Source organism: Flavobacterium album (assembly GCF_003096035.1).
In the GTDB taxonomy this organism is placed as follows: domain Bacteria; phylum Bacteroidota; class Bacteroidia; order Flavobacteriales; family Flavobacteriaceae; genus Flavobacterium; species Flavobacterium album.
On the sequence record NZ_CP029186.1, the window covers coordinates 3,012,750 to 3,039,722 of the forward strand.

Annotated in this window: 30 protein-coding genes and 1 other RNA gene; 13 read left to right on the top strand and 18 right to left on the bottom strand. The window is 42.8% G+C overall.

Annotated elements, in window-relative coordinates:
* The first annotated feature begins 60 nt into the window (after positions 1-60).
* Positions 61-558, top strand: coding sequence for a helix-turn-helix domain-containing protein (locus HYN59_RS13640; protein WP_108778791.1), 498 nt, complete (start codon positions 61-63; stop codon positions 556-558).
* Positions 559-754: 196 nt separating this feature from the next.
* On the opposite strand, the gene HYN59_RS13645 is transcribed toward HYN59_RS13640, so the two are convergent.
* Complete coding sequence (locus HYN59_RS13645; RefSeq protein ID WP_108778792.1) at positions 755-1,306, bottom strand: 1-acyl-sn-glycerol-3-phosphate acyltransferase; 552 nt, start codon at positions 1,304-1,306, stop codon at positions 755-757.
* Positions 1,307-1,376: 70 nt separating this feature from the next.
* Here HYN59_RS13645 and HYN59_RS13650 point away from each other — a divergent pair, with 70 nt between their 5' ends.
* Positions 1,377-2,120, top strand: coding sequence for a phytanoyl-CoA dioxygenase family protein (locus HYN59_RS13650; protein WP_108778793.1), 744 nt, complete (start codon positions 1,377-1,379; stop codon positions 2,118-2,120).
* Positions 2,114-2,776 (top strand): spermidine synthase, encoded by a 663-nt coding sequence (locus HYN59_RS13655; protein ID WP_108779742.1) that lies wholly within the window; start codon positions 2,114-2,116, stop codon positions 2,774-2,776. Before HYN59_RS13650 ends, HYN59_RS13655 begins: the two co-directional genes overlap by 7 nt.
* Before the next feature lie 85 nt (positions 2,777-2,861).
* Here HYN59_RS13655 and kdsB read toward each other — a convergent pair whose 3' ends face one another.
* The 4 genes from kdsB to HYN59_RS13675 form a co-directional block, all read right to left on the bottom strand.
* The gene (gene kdsB, locus HYN59_RS13660; RefSeq protein ID WP_108778794.1) at positions 2,862-3,596 is read right to left on the bottom strand and encodes a 3-deoxy-manno-octulosonate cytidylyltransferase; all 735 of its coding nucleotides are present in this window, start codon (positions 3,594-3,596) and stop codon (positions 2,862-2,864) included.
* Positions 3,593-3,925: a hypothetical protein gene (locus HYN59_RS13665; protein ID WP_108778795.1), complete on the bottom strand. Its 333-nt coding sequence runs from the start codon at positions 3,923-3,925 to the stop codon at positions 3,593-3,595. Before HYN59_RS13665 ends, kdsB begins: the two co-directional genes overlap by 4 nt.
* Before the next feature lie 8 nt (positions 3,926-3,933).
* Positions 3,934-5,358 carry an ATP-dependent DNA helicase gene (locus HYN59_RS13670; protein ID WP_108779743.1) on the bottom strand — a complete coding sequence of 475 codons (1,425 nt, stop codon included), beginning with the start codon at positions 5,356-5,358 and terminating at the stop codon, positions 3,934-3,936.
* Between the two features lie 145 nt (positions 5,359-5,503).
* Positions 5,504-6,109, bottom strand: a complete 606-nt coding sequence (locus HYN59_RS13675; RefSeq protein ID WP_146185942.1) for a DUF6891 domain-containing protein — start codon at positions 6,107-6,109, stop codon at positions 5,504-5,506.
* 113 nt (positions 6,110-6,222) lie between these two features.
* On the opposite strand from HYN59_RS13675, the gene HYN59_RS13680 reads away from it, so the two are divergent.
* Genes HYN59_RS13680 through HYN59_RS13690 form a run of 3 tightly spaced genes read left to right on the top strand, consistent with a single transcriptional unit; the run spans position 6,223 to position 8,895 of the window.
* Positions 6,223-7,026, top strand: a complete 804-nt coding sequence (locus tag HYN59_RS13680) for a DUF3822 family protein (protein ID WP_108778797.1) — start codon at positions 6,223-6,225, stop codon at positions 7,024-7,026.
* Positions 7,023-7,580 carry a 16S rRNA (guanine(966)-N(2))-methyltransferase RsmD gene (rsmD, locus tag HYN59_RS13685; RefSeq protein WP_108778798.1) on the top strand — a complete coding sequence of 186 codons (558 nt, stop codon included), beginning with the start codon at positions 7,023-7,025 and terminating at the stop codon, positions 7,578-7,580. Before HYN59_RS13680 ends, rsmD begins: the two co-directional genes overlap by 4 nt.
* Before the next feature lie 19 nt (positions 7,581-7,599).
* A complete protein-coding gene (locus HYN59_RS13690; RefSeq protein ID WP_108779744.1) occupies positions 7,600-8,895 on the top strand; it encodes a biosynthetic peptidoglycan transglycosylase in 1,296 nt (431 codons plus the stop codon).
* 16 nt (positions 8,896-8,911) lie between these two features.
* Here HYN59_RS13690 and rnpB read toward each other — a convergent pair.
* An RNA gene (rnpB, locus tag HYN59_RS13695) (RNase P RNA component class A) lies at positions 8,912-9,234 on the bottom strand.
* A gap of 230 nt (positions 9,235-9,464) precedes the next feature.
* On the opposite strand from rnpB, the gene HYN59_RS13700 reads away from it, so the two are divergent.
* The 3 genes from HYN59_RS13700 to dnaX all read left to right on the top strand — a co-directional run bounded on the left by HYN59_RS13700 (position 9,465) and on the right by dnaX (position 12,113).
* Complete coding sequence (locus HYN59_RS13700; RefSeq protein WP_108778799.1) at positions 9,465-9,773, top strand: hypothetical protein; 309 nt, start codon at positions 9,465-9,467, stop codon at positions 9,771-9,773.
* Positions 9,774-9,775: 2 nt separating this feature from the next.
* Complete coding sequence (locus tag HYN59_RS13705; protein ID WP_108778800.1) at positions 9,776-10,852, top strand: DNA topoisomerase IB; 1,077 nt, start codon at positions 9,776-9,778, stop codon at positions 10,850-10,852.
* Positions 10,853-11,027: 175 nt separating this feature from the next.
* On the top strand, positions 11,028-12,113 hold the full coding sequence (gene dnaX, locus HYN59_RS13710; protein ID WP_108778801.1) for a DNA polymerase III subunit gamma/tau: 1,086 nt from the start codon (positions 11,028-11,030) through the stop codon (positions 12,111-12,113).
* Between the two features lie 13 nt (positions 12,114-12,126).
* Here dnaX and HYN59_RS18295 read toward each other — a convergent pair whose 3' ends face one another.
* Positions 12,127-12,450 (bottom strand): hypothetical protein, encoded by a 324-nt coding sequence (locus HYN59_RS18295; RefSeq protein ID WP_245895571.1) that lies wholly within the window; start codon positions 12,448-12,450, stop codon positions 12,127-12,129.
* On the opposite strand from HYN59_RS18295, the gene HYN59_RS18300 reads away from it, so the two are divergent.
* Both HYN59_RS18300 and HYN59_RS13720 read left to right on the top strand, forming a co-directional pair.
* Entirely contained in the window at positions 12,419-12,793 is a 375-nt protein-coding gene (locus HYN59_RS18300; protein ID WP_245895573.1) for a hypothetical protein, read from the top strand. The two genes, HYN59_RS18295 and HYN59_RS18300, sit on opposite strands and share 32 nt — an antisense overlap.
* A gap of 98 nt (positions 12,794-12,891) precedes the next feature.
* Entirely contained in the window at positions 12,892-13,680 is a 789-nt protein-coding gene (locus HYN59_RS13720; protein WP_146185943.1) for a hypothetical protein, read from the top strand.
* Between the two features lie 9 nt (positions 13,681-13,689).
* Here HYN59_RS13720 and HYN59_RS13725 read toward each other — a convergent pair whose 3' ends face one another.
* The 9 genes from HYN59_RS13725 to pyrR form a co-directional block, all read right to left on the bottom strand.
* Positions 13,690-14,208, bottom strand: coding sequence for an O-acetyl-ADP-ribose deacetylase (locus tag HYN59_RS13725; RefSeq protein WP_108778804.1), 519 nt, complete (start codon positions 14,206-14,208; stop codon positions 13,690-13,692).
* Positions 14,209-14,211: 3 nt separating this feature from the next.
* Positions 14,212-15,102, bottom strand: coding sequence for a Ppx/GppA phosphatase family protein (locus HYN59_RS13730; RefSeq protein WP_108778805.1), 891 nt, complete (start codon positions 15,100-15,102; stop codon positions 14,212-14,214).
* Positions 15,103-15,183: 81 nt separating this feature from the next.
* Complete coding sequence (gene ppk1 / locus HYN59_RS13735; RefSeq protein WP_108778806.1) at positions 15,184-17,262, bottom strand: polyphosphate kinase 1; 2,079 nt, start codon at positions 17,260-17,262, stop codon at positions 15,184-15,186.
* Positions 17,228-17,749, bottom strand: a complete 522-nt coding sequence (locus HYN59_RS13740; RefSeq protein WP_108778807.1) for a SixA phosphatase family protein — start codon at positions 17,747-17,749, stop codon at positions 17,228-17,230. The genes ppk1 and HYN59_RS13740 overlap by 35 nt, the downstream gene beginning before the upstream one ends.
* A 99-nt stretch (positions 17,750-17,848) precedes the next feature.
* Positions 17,849-18,493: a pyridoxamine 5'-phosphate oxidase gene (gene pdxH, locus HYN59_RS13745; RefSeq protein ID WP_108778808.1), complete on the bottom strand. Its 645-nt coding sequence runs from the start codon at positions 18,491-18,493 to the stop codon at positions 17,849-17,851.
* Positions 18,494-18,699: 206 nt separating this feature from the next.
* The gene (locus HYN59_RS13750) at positions 18,700-19,605 is read right to left on the bottom strand and encodes a ribonuclease Z (protein ID WP_108778809.1); all 906 of its coding nucleotides are present in this window, start codon (positions 19,603-19,605) and stop codon (positions 18,700-18,702) included.
* A gap of 79 nt (positions 19,606-19,684) precedes the next feature.
* Positions 19,685-20,017 carry a ribonuclease Z gene (locus HYN59_RS13755; RefSeq protein WP_108778810.1) on the bottom strand — a complete coding sequence of 111 codons (333 nt, stop codon included), beginning with the start codon at positions 20,015-20,017 and terminating at the stop codon, positions 19,685-19,687.
* A gap of 248 nt (positions 20,018-20,265) precedes the next feature.
* The gene (locus tag HYN59_RS13760) at positions 20,266-21,195 is read right to left on the bottom strand and encodes an aspartate carbamoyltransferase catalytic subunit (protein ID WP_108778811.1); all 930 of its coding nucleotides are present in this window, start codon (positions 21,193-21,195) and stop codon (positions 20,266-20,268) included.
* Between the two features lie 22 nt (positions 21,196-21,217).
* Positions 21,218-21,751, bottom strand: coding sequence for a bifunctional pyr operon transcriptional regulator/uracil phosphoribosyltransferase PyrR (gene pyrR / locus HYN59_RS13765; protein ID WP_108778812.1), 534 nt, complete (start codon positions 21,749-21,751; stop codon positions 21,218-21,220).
* A 165-nt stretch (positions 21,752-21,916) separates the two neighbouring features.
* On the opposite strand from pyrR, the gene HYN59_RS18105 reads away from it, so the two are divergent.
* Positions 21,917-22,084: a hypothetical protein gene (locus HYN59_RS18105; RefSeq protein WP_181369441.1), complete on the top strand. Its 168-nt coding sequence runs from the start codon at positions 21,917-21,919 to the stop codon at positions 22,082-22,084.
* An 82-nt stretch (positions 22,085-22,166) separates the two neighbouring features.
* On the opposite strand, the gene HYN59_RS13770 is transcribed toward HYN59_RS18105, so the two are convergent.
* The gene (locus tag HYN59_RS13770) at positions 22,167-23,789 is read right to left on the bottom strand and encodes an ABC-F family ATP-binding cassette domain-containing protein (protein ID WP_108778813.1); all 1,623 of its coding nucleotides are present in this window, start codon (positions 23,787-23,789) and stop codon (positions 22,167-22,169) included.
* A 145-nt stretch (positions 23,790-23,934) separates the two neighbouring features.
* Between HYN59_RS13770 and HYN59_RS13775 the strand changes: the two genes are divergently transcribed.
* Positions 23,935-25,320, top strand: a complete 1,386-nt coding sequence (locus tag HYN59_RS13775) for a TlpA family protein disulfide reductase (protein ID WP_108778814.1) — start codon at positions 23,935-23,937, stop codon at positions 25,318-25,320.
* Positions 25,321-25,494: 174 nt separating this feature from the next.
* Here HYN59_RS13775 and guaB read toward each other — a convergent pair whose 3' ends face one another.
* Positions 25,495-26,967 carry an IMP dehydrogenase gene (gene guaB, locus HYN59_RS13780; protein WP_108778815.1) on the bottom strand — a complete coding sequence of 491 codons (1,473 nt, stop codon included), beginning with the start codon at positions 26,965-26,967 and terminating at the stop codon, positions 25,495-25,497.
* Positions 26,968-26,973 lie beyond the last annotated feature (6 nt).

A 26,973-nucleotide genomic window follows, 5' to 3' on the forward strand; every position in this document is an offset into this window, starting at 1 on the left:
ATTTTGTATGAATTAATTGTTTACATTTGTAATATATATCAATTAATCCAGTATGTTACAATGGTAAACACCGACGATTTTATAAAACGTATCGAAATACTCCTCGATCACTACGCAATCTCTGCATCGGTATTTGCGGACAAAGTTGGCGTACAGCGCTCCGGCCTTTCCCATTTATTATCAGGAAGGAATAAGCCGAGCCTGGATTTTATAATGAAGATTATGGAGAGCTTTCCTGAAGTCGATCTCTACTGGCTATTGAACGGAACCGGCACATTCCCGAAAGAAATAGAAACTACGGTTGCTTCTCCTGCCGCCAGTCCTGTAGCAGAAACTCTCCCCCCGCCTGCTCCGGTTGCCGTCAGTGAAAAAACAGAACCTATTATCACCGATCTTTTTTCGCAGGTTGAAATAGCTGAGCCTGCTCCTGCTACAGCACAGGAAATCGAACCGGTAAATAAGGCGGCGGTAAAAAAACCGGAAACAGCTAAAAAAATAGAAAAGGTATTGCTGTTTTATACTGACGGGACTTTTAAAGAGTATACCCCTGAAAATTAAAAAACCCCGGCTGCTTTATAAAAAGCAGGGCCGGGGCCATTAACCAATAAAACAAACACAAATTTTCTTTACAAATAACCCTTCTAACAGGTAACTCTTTAAGTTGATCTTATTGACTAATTTGTATCTTCAAATCTGTATTGTAAATTTACAACGGGTATTTGTTAAAAACCTGTAATGAAAGGTTAAACTGTTCTTAATCATTTTTAAAGCTATATTCGGGTCGGTATCCCGTAACTCCTATATAATTGCTCTCCAAAACAGCCATATCCGCAGCCCTATCGCCTGTAAGATAATAAGGTGCAGCGAATACCACCTCTTTCTTTGCATAATCAAAGGCCACAGCAACTACCGGGACATCCGCTTTCAGGGCAATGTAATAGAATCCTGTCTTCCACTCCTCTACCTTCTTACGCGTACCTTCGGGTGCAATGGCAAGACGGAATATTTCTCTTTCCCTGAAAATAGCCGCGATTGCATCCACTTTATTCTCATTTTTTTGCCGGTCTAGCGGTGCTCCTCCCATCCACCGGAAATAGCCCGCGAATGGAAACCTGAACAACTCCTTCTTTGCTACAAAATGCATTTCCAGCCCGATAGACCCCCGGGCGAGTACACCGATAATAAAGTCCATCCAGCTGGTATGGGGCACTACGATCATTACGCATTTTTTGAGGTCCGGATCCATTGTCCCTTTTATCTTCCAGCCCATTAGCGTGAAAAAGATAAACCGGTATATTTTTTTCATGTATCTATAAAAAACTGGCTGTAAAAATAGTATATATTTACCAATTGAAATTAATCTGTTGAATATACGAATGAACGCGGTCACTACTGCTAATGCTACACAAAACGCTAAAAAAGAAATCAGGGAAAATGGCTTCTCGGTCATTGAAGGCATTTACGATGATTCTGAGATACAGCAGCTTCTTTCTGCAATCGAAAATGTGGATACATCGGGGGAAACTTTCCGGAAATCGGCCAACCTTTTTGCTATCAGGCAGTTTTTAAAAGAGATACCTGAAACATTACCACTAATTTTTACTGATAAACTGAAGCATATTATAAAAGAAATTTGTGGCGAAAGCTGCTTCGTTGTAAAGTCTATTTTTTTTGACAAGCCGGGCGAATCAAACTGGTTTGTGGCGTATCATCAGGATCTAACCATATCGGTTGCTAAACGAATTGAAACAGAAAACTTCGGGCCATGGACGGTAAAGCAGGGGCAGTTTGCCGTACAGCCACCACTCGATATACTTGAGGATATTTTTACTATCCGCATCCATCTGGATGAAGCCAATGAGAACAATGGAGCACTAAAGGTCATTGAAAAATCTCACTCAAAAGGGATTTACCGTCCGGAAACCATTGACTGGCAAAAGGAAAAAGAAATAACCTGCAACGTCCCAAAAGGCGGAATCATGCTGATGAAGCCACTCCTGCTCCACAGCTCAGGGAGGACAACCAACAATGCGAGGCGCAGGGTAATCCATATCGAGTTCAGCAATAAAAAACTACCGGGAAACCTGCAATGGTCGGAAAAAACAGTGATACCATGCTAAAGCGCATCTTAAGTTTTTTTATCCCGGTCAATATTTACAAGCAACACTCAACTACCAGCCAGAAACTGGAGGTGACGTGGAACAATGGCCAATTGGTACTTGATTCTAAAAACACTAATTATTCTTACGGCAGCTTGCAGCGCATCCTTAGAAAAGGGTTGCATTATATTGGGTTCGAAAGGATACGCGGCTTTGAGAATGCTTTAGTCCTTGGCGTCGCTGCGGGAAGCGTTATAAAAACACTTGCGGAAGAAATAAAATTTAAAGGAAAGATAACCGGCGTGGAAATAGACCCGGCGGCCATTGAGATCGCCAATACCTACTTTGGACTGGATAAAATAACAAACTGCGACATAGTGATCGATGATGCTTTTGAGTTTGTACTGAAAACAAAAGAAAAGTATGATCTCATCATCATAGATATCTTTAAAGATACCGAAATGCCTAACTTTTTATTTGAGGATTTCTGGATAAACAGGATCAATTTTCTACTTAAAGTAAATGGTTTTATATTATTTAATACCATGACTTTAACTAACCAACATAAAGAAAGGAATTTATCGTATCGATCACGCTTTTCGGAACAATATTCAGTGCGGATGTACCCGAAGGTAGAGGACCATAATGAGCTTTTTACGATAAAGAAATTGAAATAAGGATAGTGGTAAATGGAACGCGGATGACACAGATCGGGCGGATTTTCACAGATTGCCTGTAGTCTATACAATTGATTTATCTACATTATCTTTGTTCCAGCATCTTCCGCGCTTTCTCTAAATCCTCAGGCGTATCAATACCGATTCCGGCATGGCTGGTTTCGACCATCCTTATTTTTTTGCCGTACTCCAAATAACGCAGCTGCTCCAGCTTTTCCGAAGCTTCAAGTGATTTCATTGGCAGCTTGTAGAAATCCAGCAGCGCATGTTTCCTGAACGCATAGATCCCTATGTGACGAAAGTACCTCACTCCTGCTTCCTTATCGCGGGGATACGGAATAACCGAACGCGAGAAATACAAAGCAAAATTTTTCTGGTCTACAATTACTTTTACGTTGTTAGGGTTTTCTATATTCTCCCAATCGGTAATATGCATCATCACAGAGGCAAGGTCGATTTCATGTGCAGTATCACTTTTAAAAACTTCCAGCACATCTGCCAAAGGTTCCTTATTGATAAACGGTTCGTCGCCCTGCACGTTTACAACGATATCTACATCAAGATTTTCCACAGCTTCTGCAATTCGGTCGCTGCCGCTTTCGTGCTCTTTTATGCTCATAATAGCCTTTCCGCCATTGGAAACGATCTCATCATATATAATGTCGGAATCAGTTACCACAAACACATCATCGAACAGCCCAGTGTTGAGCGCTGCCTGGTAGGTACGGGTTATAACGGTCTTGCCGCCCAAATCCTGCATCAGCTTGGCAGGGAAACGGGTACTGGCATATCGTGCAGGGATTACAGCTATTATTTTCATTTAATTAAATCTTTATTTCTTTTTACATAATCAAGTGCTTCATGCAGAAGTACCTGTAACTTTTTTACCGTTTTACAATCTTTTTTGTATAACGGATTATCCCAATCAGCATCCCGGACAATCATAATACTAAAGAATCCGGTCCCTGATTCGAAATCACCTCCATACCATCCGATATCAATACAGAGATTTTCAATATGTTTAAAAGTGATCTGGTTTATATCTTCCCTCAGGTCATCCTTATGATATATTAATGGCACATCAGAAAATAAAGGACAATTATTAGAAAAAATAAGATTGCCGTCTGAAATATCAAAAATATTATTCATAAGTATTTCTATTCTTCAAAACTCTCATCCTTAAACCCTATCAGGTACAATTTATCTTTTGCCCTGGTTACCGCCGTATACAGCCAACGGATATAATCTTTTGTAATACCATCTGGTAAATACGGCTGCTCTATGAACACGGTATTCCACTGACCGCCCTGCGATTTATGGCAGGTGATGGCATAGGAGAACTTGACCTGCAGCGCATTAAAATGGATATTATTCTTAACTTTCAGGAACTTGCGGTACTGCGGCTCGCCTTCATAATCTTTCATCACTTCGTTGTACAGGCGGTTCGATTCCTCATAGGTCAGGGACGGCGACTCGCTTTCCACAGTATCCAGCAACAGCACGGTTTCTATCGGCCTTTGGTTGGGATAATCTACCATACGCACCTTTACGCGGGCAAATTTAAACCCATACAACTCCTCGATCCTGAAAATCTCAAGCACTTCAATGATGTCACCATTGGCAATGAACCCGGCTTCACTCTTTTCGTCAAGCCAAAAATAGTTATTCTTTACTACCATCATATAATCTCCGGTAGAAAGTTCGCTTTCGCGCGATAAAATCCGGTTGCGTATCTGTTGGTTGTACTGGTTGGCGCGCTTGTTAGACCGGACGATAAAAGCCGTATCCTCAATACTGTAGTTGCTGTAGGACTGTGTGATAGCATCCTGTATATCATAACCATCCACCAGCCTGATGATGTCTTTAAATCCTTTTACCTTAAACCGGAATGCATCAAAAAAAGCAGTTTTTAGCAACTCCCTAAGTTCAGTCGCATTATACAAGATACCTGAATTCTCTTCCTGGCGCATTACTTCGTCCAATTCAATGTGCTGTATGTCCTTGTAATAATTACGCGCCAGCGATTCGATGTCCAGCGCGGGACTGAGTTCGGAGTTAACCGGTGGCAGCTGTGCCGTATCGCCTATCAGCATCATCTTGCAGTTCTTGCCGGAATACACGTAGGATATCAGGTCGTCCAGCAATGAGCCGTTCTCATACATTTTAGATTCCTGTGATGTGTCCGAGATCATCGAAGCCTCATCGACTATGAAAACAGTATTTGTAAATTTATTCGGCTGTAGCGTAAACCCCACCATACCGCCAGTCCCCTTTTTCGGGAAATAAATGCGCTTATGGATTGTGAATGCGGGCTTGTTAGAATAGCCCGCGATCACTTTAGCGGCACGGCCGGTTGGTGCCAGCAGCACGTATTTTTTATTGGCTTCTGACAAATAGTTCACTATCGTGGAAATGATGGTGGTCTTCCCTGTACCTGCATAACCTTTCAATACAAAAAGTTCGTCCCGGCTGTCATTAATAATGAATCCGGCTGCCTTCTGCAAAAAAATATCCTGCTTAACTGTGGGGTTGAATGGGAATTTTTGGCGAAGGAGTTTATAGAATTCAGGGGATTCATTAATCGGGAACAGTTTATTTAAAGCCCAAAGATAGGTAAAAGTTTTAGCCACGAATTGCACTAATTAACCGAATGTTTTAAAACGGGCGATTGTCAAATTTGTGTAATTAGTGCAATTTGTGGCTAACTTTCTCTTTATACAGTTGATCTTAAACTGCTTTCTTATTTAAAATAGCGAGACTCCTTGTGTAGTACCAGTCCGTACCATCAAAATAGTTTTTGAAATCGAAACCAAGCAGCGTTATTTTTCTGTCAGGGCTTCCATCCCAATCGACAACAAACCCCGCTTCTTCAAGCTTTGATTGAAAATATGCTCCTGTTTCTGCCTTATTTTTACCATTGGACTGCGTTTGTTCGGTATCGCGAAAAGCACCGAATGACAACGTCAGTTCGCCGTCATCAAGGCACCTGTTTAAATCCTGCTCATTATATAGTATGTAACCGTAGGGCTTAAAATTCGTTTCTGCCAGCACCTCATCGATCACCTCATAAGCATCAGAACTCGTGAAGCCTGCCTTATGCAAAGTGATATAGCCCTCTGCGGAAAGCTCGTCAAATACTTTTTGCAGTGAAAGCAAATTGGCCGAAACCTGGGCAGCGGCGGCATGCTGTTGTGCGGTTTGTTTTACATATCCTTCCAGTTCCTCACGGTCAAGCCCTATTTCCGAATAGCTGGATATAATGTCATTTGATCCAAAAAAGCCGCTCTTTATCTTTTTATCTATGTCCTCTTTGTAATCTTCTAATTTCTCCACAGGCGTATTTTTATATTGGTTATTTCCTGAAGCCAAATATAAGCGATTACGGCTTTTATCAGTATGATTAACCAAAAAAGAATGTAAATTTGTAACCCAACCCAAGTTGTTCGATGACTGAGACCATTACCTCAAAAAATTACAAGAAACTGTCGCTCCGGATCGCCCACAACGGGATGTCGTTCTGCTGCTTTGATACACTCAATTGGGAAATCACAAGCTGCAAGTCGGTGGCGTTTTCAAAGTACACACCTATTGAGGAAGAGCTTTGGAAGGCGTTTGTGAACCATCAGCAGCTGACACGCCCGTATGATGAGATCATGGTACTGCATGACAACAGCTTCAACACCTTTGTGCCAGATGCGCTTTTTGACGAAAATTATATTGGCAGCTATCTCCAGTACAATACCAAAGTTTTTGAAACGGATTTCTTTGCGTTTGATGCCATAGGAAGCTATGAGCTGAACAACGTTTATGTACCGATGATGAACGTGAATAACTTTCTCATCGACCAGTTTGGCGCTTTTGAATATAAGAACGTAAACAGCGTGCTTGTTGCAAAGCTGTTGGATGCATCCAAAAATATCGATGAGAAGCAGGTCTATGTACATGTGCAGGACAGCCATTTTGAGATCGTTGTGGTACGCAACCAAAAGTTGCTGCTGTACAATTCATTCGAATACAAAACGCCCGAAGACTTTTTATACTACCTGCTCTTCACGATGGAGCAGCTGTTCCTGAACCCCGAAACGGCAAAGGTAAGCGTGCTTGGTAAGATCGACGAAAGCCATCCGTGTTTTACACTGGGATATACCTATATAAGGAATATTGCCTTGTTTGATACAACAGCGCTACAGGAAAAATGGGGCAAAAGCCAACACGAAACGCTGGAACATTTTATACTATTCAACTCATGAGGATCATTTCAGGAAAATATAAAGGCCGCAGGATAAGTCCCCCAAAAGGGCTGCCCGTAAGGCCAACTACCGATATGTCGAAGGAGTCGCTGTTCAACATACTGAACAACCGCTTCGACTTTGAAGGGCTTAAAGTGCTCGACATTTTTGCCGGTACGGGCAACCTAAGCTATGAGTTCGGGTCGCGCGGGGCAAGCAGCATAACCGCTGTGGATGCCGACTTTGGCTGTATAAAGTTCATAAAGCAGACAGCGGCTGAGTTTGATTTTAATATTTCCGCCGTAAAGAATGATGTATTTAAATTTCTGGCCGGGCATAAATCGACCTACGACATTATTGTAGCCGACCCGCCCTACAATTCTTCCCAAAAAGAATTTGAAACGGTGGTAACACAGGTTTTTGAAAACGGGCTACTGAATGAAGGCGGCATGATGATAATAGAGCACTCCAAGCACACGCCTTTAAATCACATGGAGCATTTTTCTTTTGATAAGAAATATGGCGGAAGTATATTTTCTTTTTTTGAGTTTGGGAGGAAGGATAACGGAAATTAGTCTGGACAACTATAATAATATGGAAACTAAAGCCGACCAATTTTATCCTACTTATAAATCAAGTGAAAGAGATATTTTACTTATAGAATTTGAGGAAGCTCAAAAAATTGCGAATGGGCAATTAAAAGTTTATGCTCAAGTAACAAATATACTTTTAGCAATTGCTACATTTACTCTTACATTTTTCTTTGATGAAAATTTCATTAATAATTCTGGAGTCAAACTTTTTTTGACATTTCATAAAGTCTTTTTTGCTATAATACTGTTTTTTTTTGGCGCAATATTATTGAGATATTTTGTTGACTTACAAAAACAAATTACTCTCAATGCAAGAAAGGTTGTTACACTCAGAACATTGCTTGGATTAGACTACGGCCACATACATTTGACATTACCTAACTGGCGTGTTGAAGGAGCTAATAATCCATTTGCAATTAAATATTTTTATAGCTGGTTTAGTTTTCAAAGTATGCCGTTTTGGCTTTTGAGTATATCAATAAATACAATCTGGTACTTATCAATTTTAAATAGCAAAGAAATTCTTTTTAGTATTCTTGATACAGAATATTTAATACCTTGGGAAATCGGATATGTTATAATCACATTAACCTACATAGTAATTTTCAGAACATCATTATATGATCGACATGAAACCTTTTTTCTAACTTTTACTAAAAATTTTTGTGCAATTTTAAGAATCAAACTTTTAGAAAATTTCGAATATATCCTATATAGGGCAAAGCTATCTTATTTAGAGGCTGACAGGTTGAATCTTAAATATAATTTTTTAAAAGATACAATAGTAAAGATTGAAGATGAAAACTTTCATTCAAATAATGGTGTAGTATTCAAGTCAATTGCTAGAGGAATTTTAAGTCAATCTAAATCCCTGCGAATTAGGTATGGATTTATACAAAGCGGCGGTTCTACAATTACAATGCAATTAGCAAGATCCTTATTTATTCCCGCCACACAAAATAAATTTAAACGTAAAATTGCCGAAATACTTTTATCCATTTGGCTCAATCATCAATTCACCAAAGATGAAATACTAAAACTTTATATCGTCTCGGTTAGGTATGAGAAAGGTATATACGGATTAGCAAGAGCCTCACGTTATTTTTTTGGAAATAATAGGGATAAAACGCTAACACTTGAAGAATCATTCTTTTTAACTGAACGATTGTCTAATATCAACTCAAAAGTTAACTGGAGTAGAATCGAGCATCTGGCAAATAAAGTTTCAAATATTAATTATGACGAGTTGCTTAATATATATCAAAAACAAATAGACGAACATAGACTAAAGATATAGTTATCTTTCTAACAAAAAATAAAGCAGGCCTGTAAGCCGGATTCTGTGCCCGTCAACGACGCGGCCCTTATCATTTATCTGGACCATTCATTACTGAATGGCTCTATCTGCCTACCCCCCGGCATCGGACGGGCCGTCCTACATATAGCCGGTGTACATGGCATTTCACCGCATAGAGTTTACCTGGTTTCACTACAGCATTACCTGTACATACTTTCTGTTGCACTTGTCCTCCCGCGGTTCTGCATCCCGCAGTGACGGGCGTTACCCGCTATGCTGCCCTCTGGTGTCCGGACTTTCCTCGCTCTGTGGTTAGAACGCGATAAGGCGGCCTGCTGGCGCGAAAGTACGTTATTTAAATGAGTTTTCAGTCGCAGTCACAGTTTTCATTTGCTCACTCTTGTGAATTATAGGTTACGAAGCGGTACACCGGACTTCCGACTTCGGACTTATCATTATCCAAAAATCTAACATTCTTTAAGAAAAACCTTAACAATTCATTGGCGCATTAACACTTATAGAATGGCTAATTTTAAGTAAATAAAACAGCTAACATAAATCAAAATATCATGGACAGACAGATGTATCATTACGCCACAGTATCTAAGGCGTTACAGGAACTGAACGACAAAGGCTATACAACCGACTTCAACCTTGAGGAAGAACGTATTAAAACCAATTCTGAAGACTTTGAAATTTCGCACATTTACCGTTATGAAGGAGAAAGCGATCCCGGCGATGAAGCTACCGTATACGGCATTAAATCGAAAGGCGGAGAGAAAGGCGTATTCGTTGTTAGCCCCGGCGCATTTAGTGAAGACGGCGCAGCAAAAGTATTGCTTGACATGTCTATAAAAGGCCGCGCAGAACAGCAATAAACATGAACAGGCTTCAGAAAAGGCTCGAAAAAATAGGGAGCGATCCCAAAATTACCGCCAAAGCCGTTGGCCTGCGTTATTCTTTAAAGTCGGATAAAGGCTATTACAGGAAGCGGAAGGGCAGCGGCTTTACTTATATAGACGAAGAGCGTAGAACAGTTAAGGATAAGGAAGTGCTCGACCGCATTAAGAAGCTGGTGATACCTCCCGCATGGCAAGATGTGTGGATCTCCCCTTTTGAGAATGGGCATCTGCAGGTTACGGGTATTGATACCAAAGGCAGGAAGCAGTACCGCTACCACCCGGAGTGGAACAAAATACGCAACCAGTCAAAATTCTTCAGGCTGCGAAGGTTTGCCAATGCATTGCCTCATATCCGCGAGCAGGTAGAAAAAGACCTGGCGCGAAAGGGGCTGCCTTATGAAAAGGTGATAGCCCTTGTAGTAAAGCTTATTGAGCTCACAAACATCCGGATAGGCAACGATGCCTACAAAAAACTGTATGGCTCCTTCGGGCTTACTACATTGCGTGACAAACATGTTAAGTTTGACGGGGCAACCGTAGTATTTGATTTTGTCGGGAAAAAAGGCGTAAAGCACAAGATAAAATTACAAAGTCGCAGAATGGCCAACCTTGTAAAGAAATGCAGGGACATTCCCGGACAAGAGCTTTTCCAATATTATGACGACGATGGGAAGCATCACACAATTGGATCCGGAGATGTGAACCATTACATCAAGGAAATTTCGGGAGAAGATTTTACCGCCAAAGATTTCCGTGCATGGGCAGGCAGCCTGAATGCCTTATGTGCTTTTCATGAGTGCGGCGAATTTACCAGCGAAAGCGACTGCAAAAAGAAGATTGTTGCCGTATTGGATTCTGTTGCCGAAAAGTTGGGGAACACACGCACTGTATGTAAAAAATACTACGTTCACCCTACTGTTATCGCGGCATTTGAAAGCGGCAATATTTCAAAATATAAATGCGACGACGTGCCTATGAAGGGTGAGCTGAACGCGCAGGAGAAGTCGCTTCTACAATTGCTTTCCACTGAAGATATCGCGGAAGTATTAGCCTAATGCATTAAAATTAAAGGTTGAAAATTTAAATCTGAAATATATGTGATTAAGCTTGGATTTACGAAAGCAGCTATCAGTCAAAGCCTTAATCATATTTGCATTTTTCTGCCATGAATCTTTAAATTTTCAATCTTTAAATCTTTAAATTCAATATATTTGCTCCACAGTTATCTCCATGGAACAATTCATCGTATCAGCCCGTAAATACCGACCGCAGACATTTAAGGATGTCGTGGGCCAGCAGGCTATTACCAATACGCTGCTGAATGCCATTGAGAGCAACCATTTAGCGCAGGCCTTATTGTTCACTGGACCGCGGGGCGTGGGCAAGACCACCTGCGCGCGTATCCTTGCGCGCAAGATCAACCAGGAAGGCTATGATGACCCGTATGAGGATTTTGCCTTTAATGTATTTGAGCTCGATGCTGCTTCCAACAACTCTGTAGATGATATCCGCAGCCTTATCGACCAGGTGAGGATACCGCCACAGACAGGGAAATACAAGGTTTATATCATCGATGAGGTGCACATGCTTTCTCAGGCCGCTTTCAACGCGTTCCTGAAAACACTGGAAGAGCCTCCAAGGCATGCCATTTTTATACTGGCTACTACCGAGAAGCACAAGATCATCCCAACGATACTTTCACGCTGCCAGATATTCGACTTTAAGCGGATAACCGTAAAGGATGCCAAAGAGCATCTTGCTGAAGTGGCACGCAGCCAGGGTATCACTTTTGAAGATGACGCACTGCACATTATTGCCCAGAAAGCGGATGGCGCTATGCGTGATGCACTTTCGATATTTGACCGTGTGGTGAGCTATTGCGGCAATAACCTTACGCGCCAGGCTGTAACCGAGAACCTGAACGTACTCGATTATGAGTACTACGTAAAGGTAACCGACCTGATACTCGAAAACCGTATCCCTGAATTGCTACTTACTTATAACGACATCCTTGCGAAAGGCTTTGACGGGCACCATTTTGTGGCAGGGCTTGCCTCCCACTTCCGTGACCTGTTAGTGTGTAAAAACCCTGCAACACTTGTATTGCTTGAGGCTGGTGAAACGGCCCAGCAGCTCTACAGGGCGCAGTCGCAAAAAGCATCACAGGACTTTTTATTGCAGGGTATAGACATTGCCAATGAGTGCGACCTGAAATACAAAGTGAGCCAAAACCAGCGACTCCTTGTTGAGCTTTGCCTTATGCAGCTTGCCTCCATCACCTTTGATGGAGAAAAAAAAAAGCTGACCGGTTTATAATCCCTCCTCATTATTATAAGGACAATGCCCCGGCTATTAAGGTCAGGGTTGAGGAAACTATTGTACAAACGCCGGAAATTACCCTCGAAACCGTATCGGTTTCTATAGAGGAAAAGCCGGCTGCCATCACCCCGCTGCCTACTACCGAACTTGAAGTAGATACTCCTGAAATCGTAAAGCCTGTTGCCGTTAAGGTTGAGGATAACGATGGTGAGGTAAGAGTATCCGCTTTTTCGCTCGCCGGGCTTCGAAAGAAACGGGAACTGCAGGAAAGCCAGAAGGCACAGGTACGCAATGCCGACGAATTGCCACGCGAGCCGTTCAACGAGACCGACATGCGCCTGCAATGGAACAAATTTGCACAGCGCCTTAGCGATAGCGGCCAGAAGATTATGGCAACCTACATGCAGATCAACGACCCGGTGCTGGATGCCGATGGGTTTACCATTCGACTGGAACTTCCGAACGCAGGCTCTAAAGTGGATTTTGATAACAATAAGCACGAATTGCTTGGCTACCTACGCGGTAAGCTGCACAACCATGACATTGTTATTGATGTACACGTAAATGAGGTCGTTTCCTCAAGGCATGCCTTTACCCCTCAGGAAAAATTCGAAAAGCTTAAGGCCATTAACCCTGCTGTGGAAACGCTGAGGAAAATGTTTGATTTGGATATTTAGATTACTGGAGGTTGGATTATTATAATCTTCGGTTGTAATTGAGCAATAAACTGACTCTATCAGAAGTTAAATAAAATAACTGCCTTGAGAATTAAAATATGAAATCATTAATCGCTGCCTTTTTTTTACTATTTCTCTTCTCCTGCAAAAGTAAAATGCCGCATCCCGATGCCTCTTTGCCTGAAAATACTGAGACTATAGCGGAAACCACAGTTACCCCCGAAAATGTGATGAAAGCCTCACTGTCCCTTTATAATAAAGAATTTGCAAATTTTAATATGGTACAGCACAATTCCGACAGCATACTGGCCTCACACCTGCAAATAGAAATGATCGGCAGGGGACTGTTTGAAAAGATGCAGGAGAATCCTGTTAGCTTTTGGGATGAAGATGCCAAAGGCGCGGTGAAGATCGATACGGTGCTTACCTTAAAGACAAGGGACACGGTACTAACGTTTATAGATGATCTAACCGACACCGAAATGCACCGCACATTCAGTTACGAAGGCCGACTGCCGGTCATTAATCATTTTGTGGTCCTGGGTACATATTATGAAGATTACGGTTATATGCTCTTCAATATGGATACGGGTTATAATACATCTACCTATCAGGCATTCCCACTTATATCACCTGATAAAAAATACATCGTTTCGCTCTATGCGAACACCCATTCACCTCAATCGGCGGAAATGAGCATTGAAAGGATCGAAGGAGGAGAAATTATTCCTTTATTGAAAGCCGGCTTTACCAACTGGATGCCGCAGGAATCGTTTTATGGCAGTGATGGCTGGCTTTACATCTCCGTAAATCACCCGAAAACGTACTGGACACCTGATGGAGAGGTAAGTGAAGAGCACCAATATATTAGGATTAAAATTTTATAACAAGCTTAATCACCTAAGAATATCATCATAAAATTTATAATTCTCCTCATCAAAGCAGACGAAAATCACTTCTTTGATAATGTCATTTTCTGCAAGGAAATCCGAAACCGTTCCGATTGCAATCTTTGCAGCCTTGTCTTTCGGAAAATGGTAAATGCCGGTACTGATATTTGGAAAAGCGATAGTTTCGATGCCATTTTTAACTGCAAGTTTCATGCTGTTGGCATAGGCGCTTTTCAATAATTCTTCTTCCCCGCTCTTACCGCCGTTCCAAACCGGCCCAACGGTATGGATCACATATTTAGCCTTTAGCCTCCCTCCGGTCGTAATTACTGCTTCTCCGGTACGGCAGCCACCCTGCCTGTTGCGTATTGCAATGCACTCATCAAGTATGGCCTTGCCGCCCGCAATATGTATAGCACCATCCACGCCTCCACCGCCAAGAAGCGACGAGTTGGCCGCGTTCACGATGGCATCGGTCTCCATTTTGGTAATATCGCCTTTGACAAGTTTTATTTTAGATTCCATAACTTATATCTTTCCGTAATACATGGCTTTTACAATACCGTCCGAAAGCCCTATTTTTGGCACATAAATGTTGCGTGCGCCACTCCATTTCATGGCATTCAGGTAAATGCGCGCCGCGTAGATAATAACGTCGGCACGATCGGGGTTAAGGCTGAGCTCCGAGATACGCTGCTCATAGCTGAGTCCATTGAGGAATTGGTACTGCGAATTTACATAAAAATAGGACAGCGGCTTTTCCTGCTGCTTGCCCGACATTTTGAAAAGTTTGTTGATGTTCCCACCCGACCCGATAAGGATCACATTATCATAAGGCTCAACTATTTTCTTGATCCATTTTTCTATTTCCTGCCACACGAGCTCACTTACCATATTGTTAAGCAGGCGTACAGTCCCGTTCTTAAACGATTTGGAAGCCACTATTTTGCCTTCAGTAAATAAAGAGAACTCAGTGCTGCCGCCACCTACATCCACAAAAAGATAAGTATGGTCCGGTTTGATGAAATGGTGCAGATCGGTAGCCGCGATAATTCCGGCTTCTTTCCTTCCATCAATGATCTCTATCCTGATGCCCGCTTCCTGTTCGATAATATCCACGACATCCTTAGCATTGTATGCCTCACGCATTGCCGATGTTGCGCAAGCCATGTAACGTTCCACTTTGTGTACTTTCATCAGCAGCTTGTAGGCTTTCATCGCATCGATCATCCGTTGCGTATTTTCTTCGGATATCTCCCCTACGGTAAATGAATCCTGTCCCAGGCGTATAGGCACACGCACCAGCGATTCTTTGTTGAACTGTGTTTCCTTACCTTCCTGCTCTACGATATTGGTAACCAATAGCCTCATGGCATTGGACCCGATATCTATCGCTGCATATTTTTTTAGTGTAATCATTCTCTCTGAGGAAGGTGCTGAGGTGCTTAGGCACTTAGGTTCTTAGGCCCTAAGCAACTCAGAACCTCAGTCCCTTGCGCTTTATAATTGTTCGTAAATAACTTCGAGCTTGTTTCTGTAATAATTGTACGTTTCCAGTTGGGCGCGGAACGGTTTTTCGTCCGGCTTTTTCCTGTATTTGTTTTCGAGCGTCTCGCTGTGCAGGCGCGCCTTTACATTGGCCTTCCACCCTATTTCGAATACCTCCAGCATTTCCTGCTTTATATCCGCATCATAAATTGGGCAGGTTACCTCCACCCTCGCGTCAAGGTTGCGTGTCATAAAATCGGCCGAAGATATGTAAACTTCATGATCGCCGCAATTGGCAAAAATATAAACCCTGGAGTGCTCCAGGTAATTATCTACAATGCTGATGGCCTCGATATTCTCACTCATGCCTTCAACGCCGGGTATGAGGCAGCAAATGCCACGAATGATAAGCTGTATCTTCACGCCTTCCCTGCTCGCCTCGTAAAGCTTGTCGATCATCCTGTAATCGGTAAGGCTATTCATTTTCAGCTTTATATAAGCCTCCTTGCCGCCTATGGCATTGAGTATTTCCCTATCGATAAGCTTGTAAAACTTGCTTCTTGTATAGTGCGGCGAAACGAACAGGTGCCTGTAACGGTGCACCCTATAATTGACATCGAAAAACTCGAATACCTTGCTCACCTCTTTCATGATCTGCGGGTGGCTGGTAAATAATGTCACATCGGTATATACTTTTGCCGTCGATTCATTGAAATTCCCCGTTGAGATAATGCCGTAGCGTTTTATTTTCCCTTCTTCAACACGTTCCACAACACATATTTTGCTGTGCACTTTCAATCCTTTTACCCCAAATATCAGGTTGATGCCTTCTGTCTGCATCTGTTCGGCATACGAGATATTGCTGGCTTCGTCAAAACGGGCCTGCAGCTCTATTTGTACCGTAACTTTTTTTCCGTTCTTGGCTGCATTTATAAGCGAGCTCACAATTTGTGAATTCCTGGCAAGCCTGTAGAGCGTAATTTTTATAGTGACCACTTTCGGGTCGAGCGCTGCTTCGCGCAAAAATTTAATCACATAAGCATACGACTGGTACGGTGCGTTCAAAAGATAATCCTTGTGCTTCAGCTTTTGTATGATGCTCCCCTCCAGACTTAATCCTGTAATGGGAAGCGGCACATTTTGCTGGTATAAAAGGTCCTGCCTGCCAAGGCTGGGGAAATCCATATAGTCCCTTCGGTTATGGTAACGCCCTCCCGGAATAATACTGTCGGAAGAGTCGATCTCCATGTGCGTCAGGAAAAATTCGAGCGTATCACTGCCTATCGCCTGGTCGTATACAAAACGCACCGGTTCGCCTATGCGGCGATCCTTCACGCTCGTTGAGATCTTTTCCATAAGGCTTTTGCTCTGGTCGCTGTCTATCTCCAGCTGGGCATCGCGCGTAATCTTGATCATGTGGGCACAGATGCTTTCGTATTCAAAAATATTAAAGATACTCTCCAGGTTGAGCCTTATAACATCGTCAAGCATAATGATATACTTTTTCTCGCTGTTGGATGGCAGCTGTACGAAGCGGTTTATGGTTTTAGGTATTTCTACAACCGCAAAACGCACACCATCATCTTTAAGGGCAAGCCTTACAGCCAGATATCCTGAGGTGTCTTTCAGCAAAGGGAATTCATCGAGGTCGTTAAGGATAATGGTAACAAGCTCAGGGCTTACCTTCTGTATGAAAAAATCTTTGATGAACAATTCCTGCTCCCTGTTGATCTGGGTTTCATTGACCATAAAGATATTCTCCTTTTCGAGCTCTTTTTCGATAACACTCAAAATGCGGAGGCTGTCCGATTGCTGCTCAATTACAATCTCGGTAATTTCCTTAAGCAGCTTTTGGGCGGTAATTCCACCGAGAATTTTCTCACCGGTCTTGCCCTCGAGGCTCAGCCGGCGGATAGCGGCATACCGTACCCTGAAAAATTCGTCGAAGTTGTTTGAAAATATTCCTAAAAACCGAAGCCTGTCCAAAAGCGGCACTTTCTCATCGCCTGCTTCCTGTAGTACCCTTGCGTTAAATGCCAGCCAGCTTTTTTCCCTGTCAATGTATCTGTTTACCGGTGAATGGTGAATCATGCTTTTTTAATTCTCTTGGAAATAACGTTTTTTTAATCTTGCCTTTCCGGATCGCCTTCCAGTCATTTTCTTCAAATGACAGCGATACGAAACCTGCTGTCGGCACGTTGTCCACAGCATGGTTCCCAAAGGTATTAACAAAATTAGTAATAGCGTCGTTATGTCCAAAAAGAATTAGGTTATCAAATTGGTTATCGCAGGTTTTTATGATATTCGCAAGCTTTTTTTCATCGAACGTATAAAGGTCATCCTTAAAAACGATGGTGTCTATCGGAATAGAAAGGTTCTCTGCAAAAATATAAGCTGTGTTCTTAGCCCTCTGCGCAGTGCTGCTCCACACAACAAACGATTTTGGCAGGAACTCATCTACTTCCCCAGCCATCAGGTGCGCATCGGAAATGCCGCGATTAGATAAAGGGCGGTCTTTATCTACCAGTGGAGCATCCCAGCTTGATTTGGCATGTCGGATCAGGATTAAATTTTTCATACGCTTCAGGTTTAGGTTGTATGTATCAGAAATTTAAATGTCTAAAAAAATAAGAAGCGGTATTCCCTACGAAATGTTAATTCGGTACTAATATTGCATTTATGGCGCCAGCCTGTCGGTTTTCCAGGAAAAGTCCTCCATAAGTTTATACCTTATCCTGTCGTGAAGGCGGTTGGGCCTCCCCTGCCAAAATTCCATTTCTACAGGCTTTACAGTATAGCCACCCCAGTTATCAGGACGCGGAATTTCCTTGCCTGAAAATTCCTTTTCCAGCTCTTTTAAATTATTCTCAAGATAGCTCCGCGACGGGATTACCTCACTCTGCGGCGATACTATTGCGCCAAGCCTGCTGCCTTCCGGGCGGCTCTCGAAATAACCGTCAGAGAGGTTTTCGGCCACTTTTTCTGCAACACCTTTTATGATTACCTGCCTTTCCATTTCATGCCAGAAGAACGACAGGCATATATGCGGATTTGCGGCGATCGCTTTTCCTTTTTCTGAACTGTAATTGGTATAAAAAACAAAACCTTCGTAAGTAAATTGCTTAAGCAGCACCACGCGCGACTTTGGGAAGCCGTCCAGCCCGATAGTAGAAACCGTCATGGCATTCACCTCGGCGGCACTGCCAAATTCTTCTACTTCCACAAACCAGTTCCTGAAAAGCGTGACAGGATCTTCCGGGAGGTTATCTTCTATAAGCTGGCTTTTTTCGTAGGATTTGCGGTAACTGCTTAGGTCGGTCATTTTTGATTTCAGATTTCAGAATGTAGATTTCAGATTGAGCTTCACTCGAATCCAAATAGTTATAGATTCGTTTTAACTTTAAAAAATTGGTAAAATTACAATTTGTTTATTGCCTATCTTCAAATTATAATACACAATGCAATATAAGCAATATAATCGTCATGAGTGAAGTTTAATCTGAAATCTACATTCTGAAATCTGAAATATCAAAGTTCAAAAACTTTTCCGTCGTCTGCCAATAGTACATTTTCGAAGATAGTTTGCGCTTCTTCCCTGAATGGCTCTATAGAGTTGTATCGCGTAGAAAAATGCCCCAGTATCAATTGCTTTACATTGGCCATTTTGGCAATTGTAGCCGCCTGCTTTGCAGTAGTATGCATGGTCTTTTCGCAAAGGTGGGCTTCTGAATCCAGAAATGTGCTTTCATGATAAACGACATCCACATCCTTTATAAGGGGCACGATGCTTTCATCGTATATGGTATCCGAACAGAAGGCATAGCTCTTTGGCGCGGGTGGGTCGAATGTCAGTTCACTGTTTGGAATAACCCTACCATCATCAAGGGTAATGTCACTGCCGTTTTTTATCTTTTGGTAATATGCAGTGTGGATGCCATGCGCCTGCACAGCGTTGATATCCAGCTTGCGCTCGCCAGGCTTTTCCCGGAACAGAAAGCCATTGGTATACACCCGATGCTTTAGCGGGATAGTGGAAACGATAACTTTATCATCCTCAAATACCACTTCGGGTTCTTTGGATTCCAACTCATGGAAATACAGGTTATAGCCCGTCCACGAATTGGATAGCTTCAATTGCAGTAATGTAATCTCTTTAGTGCCTTTGGGGCCATAAATATGGAGGTCAGTCTTACGATTTAGCAATGAAAAAGTGGAGACAAGCCCTATCAGCCCATAGTAATGGTCACCGTGCAGGTGCGATATGAATACATGATTTATTTTAGAGAACCGCAGCTTGTTTTTTCGCAACTGCACCTGCGTACCTTCCCCGCAGTCAATGAGGAACATCCTGTTCTTCATTTCCAGTACCTGCGATGTAGGGTTGGTTAATGTACGTGGTGTTGCTGCATAACAGCCTAAAATTGTCAAATTCATTTGTTTCAGGTTTCAAGTTTCAGGTTGCGCCTGTTACCCGTAACCATCAATAGAAAATAATCAATAAAAAATAATAAATTTAAAAGCCCAGGTCGCGCTCTATCTCCTCCATTTCGATAATGTCATTCGCTTCCAAAGGTGTAGGGACCACGACCATTTCTTCAGGCACATCGTTAAAGTCGATATCCTTAGCCACCAGCACAAAGGATTTCTTTGCTTCCCTGTGCTTATTGGACAATGGCAGGAATGTCAGGACGGCATCAAGGGTAATGTTTCCGTCCTGACTTATGTCGAGGATGAGATTGTGGTCTTTATAGCTGTTGTATTCAGCAGTCACTTTATCCAGGAACGATGCTATGTCCCCCTGCGTGTCCTTAATGGTTATGGTGTGCCCTTTTTCTTCTACTTTCATTTTCTTTTAAATACTGAGGTTCTTAGACAGTTAGATTTTTAGACTGAAAGCTAAGATACGAAGTTCATTATTATTTCTATTGGACTTTAAAATATTTTATGAGCTTAAAACCGCTGGAGAGACATAGTACTATTACTATATCTCATTGAATTTTTATTATGATAGTTCCCAGACGTTGCAATGCAACGTCTCTACATTGTATATATAGTAATTTACGATTGCGACTGAAAACTGCGACTGTTTACTGTTTACTGCTTTATCTTAGAGGCCAGCAGATATATTACCGCCATCCTGACCGCTACGCCGTTTTCTACCTGCTCCAGTATTACCGACTGCTGGGAATCGGCTACGTCGCTGGTAATCTCTACCCCGCGGTTTATCGGGCCCGGGTGCATGATCACGATCTCTTTATCCAATGAATCGAGAAATTCCTTATCGACCCCGTATTGCTGTGCATATTCGCGCGTAGACGGAAAGTAATTCACATCCAGCCTCTCATTCTGCACGCGAAGCATATTGGCAACATCGGCCCACTCCATCGCTTTGCGAAGGTTGGGTTCTACAGTTACCCCAAGCGATTCTACATAGCGTGGTATCAGCGTTTTCGGGCCACATACTTTTACTTCGGCACCCTGCATCTGCAAGGCATATATATTGGATAATGCAACTCTCGAGTGAAGAATATCACCTACAATCACTACTTTTTTACCTTCTACCCCGCCCAGCTTTTCGCGAATGGTATACGAATCAAGCAATCCCTGTGTTGGGTGTTCGTGCGCCCCATCGCCGGCATTTACAATGCTTGCAGACACATTCCTAGAAAGGAAATGGGCAGCACCCGGCCTTTCGTGGCGCATCACTACCATATCTACTTTCATAGAGAGAATGTTATTCACGGTATCGATCAGCGTTTCGCCTTTTTTTACCGACGATTGTGCCGCAGAGAAGCTTATCACATCGGCAGAGAGCCTTTTTTGCGCCAGCTCAAAAGAGAGCTTGGTGCGCGTGCTGTTCTCAAAAAATATATTAGCTATGGTAATATCACGCAGTGACGGGACTTTCTTTATGGGGCGGTTGATCACTTCCTTAAACTGGTCGGCAGTTTCAAATATCAGGTCAATATCGCTTTTATTGATATATTTTATCCCGAGTAAATGATTAACGCTTAGTTCTTTCATTGTTGTTGTTTGTAGTTAAGCCTTAAATTAAAAAAACACCGTCTTCGCCTTCATTCTCTTTCCAGGACACTTTTACTTTCTCATCGTTAATGGCATCTACCTGGCGGCCGCGATAGTCGGGCTGTATCGGCAGGTGACGGCTAAAACGGCGGTCTATCAGTACCATCAGCTCAATTTCCGAAGGGCGGCCAAAGGACTGTATCGCGGTAAGTGCGGCCCGGATGCTGCGCCCGGTGTAAAGCACATCGTCTATAAAGATCACTTTCTTATTTTCCACCAAAAAATCGATTTCGGTACGGTTGGCTTCCAATGGCTTATCATGCCTGCGGAAATCGTCCCTGAAAAAGGTAATATCGAGGAATCCCAATTTTATTTCAGGTACGCTGTATTCCTTTTCCAATATTTCCTTAATGCGTGCTGCGAGGAAACGTCCACGAGGCTGTAAACCAATGAGTACGGTATCGGAAAAATCGAGGTGTTTTTCAATTAACTGGCAGGCCAAACGGTGGAGGATGATATTGACTTCCGTTGAAGTGAGCAATATTTTCTGGCTCATAATGCGGTGTTGTGTTTGGTTTGTAAAAGTAGGTAAAAATTTCAAAAAATTAAAACCGACACGGCATTTCCAAAAATCCTAATATGAAGCCAATTAGTTCAATTTTAACAAAAACCTGTTTTTCCATCAGTAACTTTATGTATGTAACCTAAAAAACAAAAAATCATGCAAAACAGGGTAATCAAACTCAGCTTATTTGCAATGCTGTTATCATTAGTGACAGGCTGCGAAGTAGTGGGCGATATTTTTAAGGCCGGTATGTGGGTCGGTGTTATTGTGGTAATCGCTGTAATAGGGCTTATCATCTGGCTTATCAGCCGGTTCAGGAAATAATATTTATTATTATGGTAAAAGGCCCAAAGATTTTAGAAACCTTTGGGCCTTTTTACATTATCAGCAGACTTGGAATCGTATATTAGTTATACATTTTCGCACGCAGCTCTTTTACTTTGTCATCATCGAGATAGTCATCGAACGTCATGTAGCGGTCAATAACACCTTTTGGCGTAATTTCCAGTACGCGATTGGCAACGGTTTGCGCGAATTCGTGGTCATGGGTCGTGAACAGCACCGAGCCTTTAAAATTCTTCAATGAGTTATTGAATGCCGTGATCGACTCAAGGTCAAGGTGGTTGGTAGGCTCATCGAGCATCAGCACATTGGCGCGAAGCATCATCATACGCGAAAGCATGCAGCGCACTTTTTCACCTCCCGATAATACGCGGCCTGTTTTAAGAGCTTCTTCCCCACTGAAAATCATCTTGCCCAGGAACCCGCGGATATATACCTCATCGCGCTCTTCTTCGGTTTTGGCCCATTGACGAAGCCAGTCAACCAGCGTAAGGTCATTCTCAAAAAACGCATGGTTATCTGCCGGAAGGTAGGACTGGATGGTTGTGATACCCCAGTCGAACGTACCGCTGTCCGGTGTCATATTGCCATTAAGTATCTCATAAAAAGCAGAGGTTGCTCTTGAATCCTTTGAGAAAACAACAATTTTATCGCCTTTGGCCATGTTGAGGTCAACGTTTTTGAACAGCACTTCACCGTCTACCGATGCACTAAGGTCTTTTACGTTAAGTATCTGGTCACCTGCTTCACGTTCCTGCTCGAATATGATGGCCGGATACCTCCTGCTTGATGGCTTGATATCGTCCACCTTCAGTTTTTCAAGCATTTTTTTACGGCTGGTAGCCTGTTTTGATTTAGCTACGTTGGCACTGAAACGCATGATGAATTCCTGAAGCTCCTTTTTCTTCTCATCGGCCTTCTTATTCTGCTGGGCTCTTTGCCTTGCAGCCAGTTGGCTCGACTCGTACCAGAAGGTATAGTTACCCGAGTATTGGTTTATCTTACTGAAATCAATATCAGATATATGGGTACATACCGCATCCAGGAAGTGCCTGTCGTGCGATACAACAATTACAGTATTGTCATAATTAGCAAGGAAGTTCTCGAGCCACGAAATGGTTTCAAAATCAAGGTCGTTGGTAGGCTCATCCATAATGAGCACATCCGGGTTGCCAAACAAGGCCTGCGCCAATAGCACACGCACTTTAAGCTTACTGTCCATATCGCTCATCAGTGTATAATGGAATTCTTCGCCTATACCAAGGTTAGATAGCATCGCGGCAGCATCAGAATCGGCATTCCACCCATTCATCTCTTCGAAGATCACCTGCAGTTCTCCAACCCTTTCGCCATCTTTATCAGAAAAGTCGGGCTTGAGGTAAATCTCGTCCATCTCCTTTTTAACGGCATACAGGGTCTTGTTACCCATCATTACCGTTTCGAGCACGGTATGTTCATCGAACATATTGTGGTTCTGGTTAAGTACCGACATCCTTTTGCCCGGCTCCAGGTACACGTGCCCTGAAGTAGGGTCGATATCTCCTGCCAATATCTTAAGGAATGTTGACTTACCTGCACCGTTTGCGCCGATTATACCATAACAGTTGCCCTGTGTGAATGATGTATTTACTTCGTCGAATAAAATTCGTTTACCGAATTGTACCGATAAATTTGAAACTGATAGCATTTTAAAAAATTTTTGCAAAAGTACAAAAATTAAGGGAGGATTACGTATGTTGCATTACAATGGATAACGAATTCTTATTTTAACGCCGTTTTAACACTATTAAAGAAGTAATAAAATATTTTTGTTTTTGCGCAATTATCACCTAATGTCAAACTACTATAAGGCCGTACTATTATTTGGCATCCTGCTAATGATCACATCTTGTAAAAAAGATGATGATTTTACTGCTTATTTTGGCGGACAGGTGATAAATCCCCGCAACAACTATATTGTATTCAGCAAAGATGATAAGGTAATAGACACGCTCAGACTGGATAAGAACAACCGCTTTTTCATAAAATTCGATTCGCTTACACCGGGGCTTTACAGCTTTAAGAATGAACCTGATTACCAATATGTTTACTTTGAAAAGAATGACAGTATCATGGTCTCCATCGATCCCTCCGATTTTGATGAGTCGATAGTGTTCAGCGGCCGCGGGGAAAAGAAAAATAACTTTATGATGGAGTTATTCCTCCTTCATGAAGCCGACAGGAACAAAGCGTATAATGTGTATGACAAGGAATTCCCGGAATTCGTAAAGTCCATCGATTCAACCTACCAGCTCCGCAAAGCTTTTTACGAAAAGAACAAGGCAGCGATAAATTGGAGCAGCGACTTTGATTTTTATGCGTCGTCGCGGGTTAACCTGAACTATTATACTAAGAAGGAGTATTACCCCTATTTGCATTTCAGGAGAACGGGTAAAGAAGTAAAATCAAAGCTTCCCGGAAACTTTTACGATTTCAGGAAAACCATTAATTATAATGATACCAAACTGCTGCACTATTCGCCCTACCTGCGTTATTTAACGGCTATGCTCAACAATATGGCCATTACAAAAGACCATAAAAGCGGCAGCCTCGAGGAAGAACTCTATAGAGATAACATAGAAAAGCTGAATATCGCCGACTCGGTATTCTCTAACCAGGCGGTGAAAAATGTGGTGCTTAACAATATTGCATTCAGCTACCTTCTTGAAGACCAAAATATAACGAACAATAAAAAATTCCTCGACCGTTATCTGCAGCTCTCCACTGACGACAGCGGTGACAATGAGATACGAAAGATCGGCAATGCCATACAGCTGCTGAAAGAAGGCCGCAAACTACCTGATGTAAAACTGGTTGACGGTAACAACAAGCCGTTTGACATTAATAGTATAAAAAAAGAAACCGTGATCTTTTTCTGGACCGGCTGCGCGAAAGCCCAGGCTGAAATGGTTTATGAAAAGATAAACAGCCTGAAAAAGACGTATGGTAACGTTGCGTTTATAGCTGTAAATGTAGATGAAGCCACGGAATGGAAAAAAACGGTAACCCAATTCAGTTCGCAAAATGTATTGCAGCTCCGTGCGGCTGACTTTAAAGCATTGCGCGAAAAGTGGGTTATCACCAAGATAAACCGCACCATCATCCTCAACCCCGACGGCACTATAAAAAATGCCTTTGCCAATCTTATGGATGAAAAATTTGAGGAATCGCTTAAATAGATTTAGCCACGAATTTCACAAATTGCACCAATTTTTCTTTCTGACTTTAAAATATACCTCTTTGGAGCATATTACGAAATAATTGCATAAAACAAATAAGCCACGAATTACACCGATTACCAAGTGATTTGGTGAAATTAGTGTAATTCGTGGCTGAAATATTTATCCTGAGAATTATCTTGAATAATTAGGAGCCTCTTTAGTAATCGTTACATTATGCGGGTGGCTTTCGGAAATACCGCTTGACGTAATACGTACGAACCTTCCTGTTTCCTGCAATGTAGAGATGTCCTTTGCACCGCAATAGCCCATACCGGCACGAAGCCCGCCTACAAACTGGAGCATGCTTTCGAACAGTTCGCCCTTATACGGCACGCGGCCCACGATACCTTCCGGTACCAGTTTTTTCACGTCGTCCTCCACATCCTGGAAATAACGGTCTTTCGATCCCTCTTTCATGGCTTCTACCGATCCCATGCCGCGGTAGGATTTGAATTTCCTTCCTTCGAATATAATAGTCTCTCCCGGCGATTCCTTAGTCCCTGCCAGCAATGAGCCAAGCATTACGCAATCGGCGCCAGCCGCAATGGCTTTCGGGATATCGCCTGTGTAACGGATACCGCCATCGGCAATCACCGGCACACCTGTTCCCCTTAATGCAGCGGCAACTTCAAGCACTGCAGAGAACTGAGGGAAGCCTACACCGGCCACTACACGTGTGGTACATATAGAACCGGGACCGATACCTACCTTAACAGCATCAGCGCCATTTTCAGCAAGATAAAGCGCAGCTTCGGGAGTAGCGATATTACCTACGACTACATCAAGGTTAGGAAATTTAGCCTTTACTTCTTTTAAGACATTTACAACACCTTTGGTGTGACCGTGAGCCGTATCAATGATAACAGCATCAACACCTGCATTTACAAGCGCTTCGGCCCTCTGCACCGCATCGGCAGTAACACCCAGGGCAGCGGCTACGCGAAGGCGGCCGAACTTATCCTTATTAGCTATTGGCTTTTGTGTCAGCTTTGTAATGTCCCTGAAAGTAATAAGGCCTACCAGCTTGTAATCGCCATTGACTACAGGTAGCTTTTCGATCTTGTTTTTCTGGAGGATGCCTTCCGCCACATCAAGGGTTGTTCCCTCGCCTGCCGTTACAAGATTTTCCGAGGTCATTACTTCAAGGATTGAGCGGCTGTTGTCTTTCTCAAAACGAAGGTCACGGTTGGTTACAATACCTTTCAGGGTGCCGTTCTCATCGACTACCGGGATACCCCCGATGCCATATTCCTTCATTACATTCTTGGCATCGCCTACTACGGCTGTAAGCGGCAGTGTCACCGGGTCGATAATCATGCCGGACTCTGCCCTTTTCACTTTGCGGACCTCCGTGGCCTGCTGCTCGATGGTCATGTTCTTGTGGAGTACGCCAATGCCGCCTTCGCGGGCCATAGCAATTGCCATAGCGCTCTCGGTAACGGTATCCATAGCGGCAGACACCACAGGGACATTGAGCGTAATGTTTCGGGAAAATTTCGACTGTATGCTTACTTCGCGAGGTAAAACTTCAGAGTAGTTGGGAACAAGGAGAACATCGTCATAGGTAAGGCCTTCTCCGATGATCTTAGTTGTGTGTGCTTTCATCGTTGC